Annotated in this window: 1 protein-coding gene and 1 pseudogene; both read left to right on the top strand. The window is 70.8% G+C overall.

Features of this window, described 5'->3' with window-relative positions; all coding sequences use genetic code 11:
• Positions 1-184 precede the first annotated feature (184 nt).
• Positions 185-1,663, top strand: a complete 1,479-nt coding sequence (locus AB0D10_RS46155; protein WP_360269062.1) for a hypothetical protein — start codon at positions 185-187, stop codon at positions 1,661-1,663.
• A gap of 73 nt (positions 1,664-1,736) precedes the next feature.
• Positions 1,737-2,504 (top strand): annotated as a pseudogene (locus tag AB0D10_RS46150) (IS5 family transposase); the annotation flags it as partial.

Below are 2,504 nucleotides of genomic sequence, written 5' to 3'. Positions count from 1 at the left end.
GCCGACGGACTCAAGAAGACCGACCCGCAGCTCGCGAAGCGGGTCCGTGCCCTGCGCCGACCCACTGCGCCCGTGTGGGCCGCCAACCTCCTTCGGCGCTGGACCGGGGACGGCGGGGGTCTTCCCTTTGCCCGCCGGGAGCCGCACTGTGGTTGACGCGGAACCGTCAGACGGGGTGGGTGGTTTGGGCGACCAGCGCGACACGCAGAACACGCAGAACACGCAGAACAAGATCAGTCACAGCACCATCCACGGCAACGTGGTCATGGGCGGCATCGTCTCGCTGCTGGCGGGCAGGGCAGGCCGAGGACCGCAGCTGCGTCTGCTGGTGGCCGTGGTGTGCGTCATGGCCCTACTGGGCGCCGGCACGACGTACTGGGCGCTGCACGCGACGAGCGGGAGCAGCGGCCCGGAGCTCAGCGCCCGCTACGATCCCGAGCACGGTGACGCCCACGCGAACGCGGTCGTCCCGAGGGCCGTGAAACCCGCCGAGCTTCCCGCCGTCACCGATTGCGGCGGCGCCCGAACGTGGTCGCACGCGCAGGGCGGTACGGACGTGGGGGCGTCGCCGCTCCTGCTCTCGATGGCCGGCAACGGCCACACCGTGTCGATCGAACAGGTGCGGGCGGCTGTCGTGGGCGAGCCCCGCGACCCCCTGCCCGGCACGGTCGTGAGCTGCAGCGGCGAGGGGGAGGGCCAGAAGGTCGACATGGGCGTCGACCTGGACTCCACCGACCCGATCGCCCTGATCGGGGCCGCCGGACCGGTGTCGTTCGCCCCGTACTTCACCGACAAGTACCTCTACCTGGAGAACCAGAAGCCGGAACTCGTCAGCCTCACCGTGCTGGCGACCCGGCACAGCTACGACTACGTGATCATGGTCGAGGGCACGGTCGACGGCAAGCGCCGCACTTGGACGCTGAAGGACGGCGACCGCCCGTTCCGCGTCTCCGGGGTGCGGCAGGAACGCGGAACGGAGGTGTCGACCCGCGGGAGGGGCTGGGAGACCGACTACGGCAAGGGCACCGGTGAGCGCATCCGGTGCAACCCCTGCTACGACCAGGACGAGCGGGTGATCCCGGGCACCGCAGTCGGCACCGCTCCGGCCGGCTTCTCGTTCTCCTCCGCGCCGGGGGCCGATCCGACGGGGCCACCGGCGCCACCGAAGGAGCGACCGGCCGCACCCACCCCGCCGTTGACGGTCGACGAGCACGACGCGGAGTCCGTCGCGGTCGCCTGGGCGGTCACCTCGGGCAGCTTCGACGCGAACCGCCGTGACACCGGTCCGGCGGCCGTCCTGGGCCGGGTCCGCAGGTATCTGACGCCCGAACTGGCCGCCGCCGGAGGTGGGTTGAACGCCTGCTCGGCGGAGGGCGCGGTCTGGCCCGCCGAGGTGACCGCGCACCGGGGCTGGTCGGTGGTCATGCGGGTGGCCGCGCGGCCCACGGACGGCCACCTCGATCCGCGCGACCTCACCGGCGACGTGGTCGAGTTGGAGGTCTCCACCGCCTGCGCCTACGTCGCGGAGGACGGCTGGTCCCGGACCCCGCAGGGGATCATCGTGCGCGCGCGGCTCGAACGCCGGCCCGACGGCCGCTACCTGATCTCGGACATCACCGAGCTGAAGTACGGCGTCCCGGGGCTCACCAACCCGACACCCTAGGGCACGTATTCGGTCGTGATCAATCTGCGCGATTCACCTTCGCGACGGGTCCTGATCCGGTAGACGGTTGTGCGTGACGCGAGCGCAATTGACGGATGCAGAATGGGTGTTGATCGAGCCGTACTTGCCGATCGGCGAGTACGGCCCGTACCCGGAGCGGCTGCGGCAGCAGTTCGAGGGCGTGATCTGGCGATTCCGGACGGGCGGGCAGTGGCGGGAGATGCCGAAGGAGTTCGGTGCGTGGTCAACCGTCTCCAATCGGTTCCGGCAGTGGAGGGACGCCGACGTCTTCGAAGCCCTGCTGGAGGGCGTGATCGCGGAAGCCGCGAAACGAGGCGAGGTGGACTTGTCCCTGGTCAGCGTGGACTCCACCACCGTGCGAGCCCACCACGACGCCGCCGGGATGCACCTCGACCCCGACACCATGGCCGCCCTGGAGAAGGCCGCCGACGAGGCGGAGAAGGCCCGGCAAAAGGGGGAGGCCCGGAGGAACAAGACGGGCAGGACGCCTCAGGTGACCCGAAACGGGAAGAGTGGCGACGCATCCGGCGCCGGCGCAAGCTCCGGCTGAAGGCAGCCCTGCTCGGACGTTCCAGAGGCGGACAGACCAGCAAGATCCATTGCGCCGGCGACCGGAAGTGCCGCCCGCTGGCTCTTATCCTGGCCGAGGGCCAGGTCGCCGACAGCCCGCAGTTCATCCCCGTGCTGAAGAAGGTACGGGTCCGGGTGCCGGTCGGCCGTCCCCGCACCCGGCCGGACGCGGTAGCCGGGGACAAGGCCTACTCGTCCCGCGGCAACCGCACCCACCTGCGCAAGCGCCACATCAAGCCGGTCATCCCGG

Origin of the sequence: Kitasatospora sp. NPDC048545, from assembly GCF_040651155.1 — a bacterium.
In the GTDB taxonomy this organism is placed as follows: domain Bacteria; phylum Actinomycetota; class Actinomycetes; order Streptomycetales; family Streptomycetaceae; genus Kitasatospora.
The sequence above is the reverse complement of the archived record's forward strand: the minus strand, read 5'-3'. Positions and strand labels throughout refer to the sequence as shown.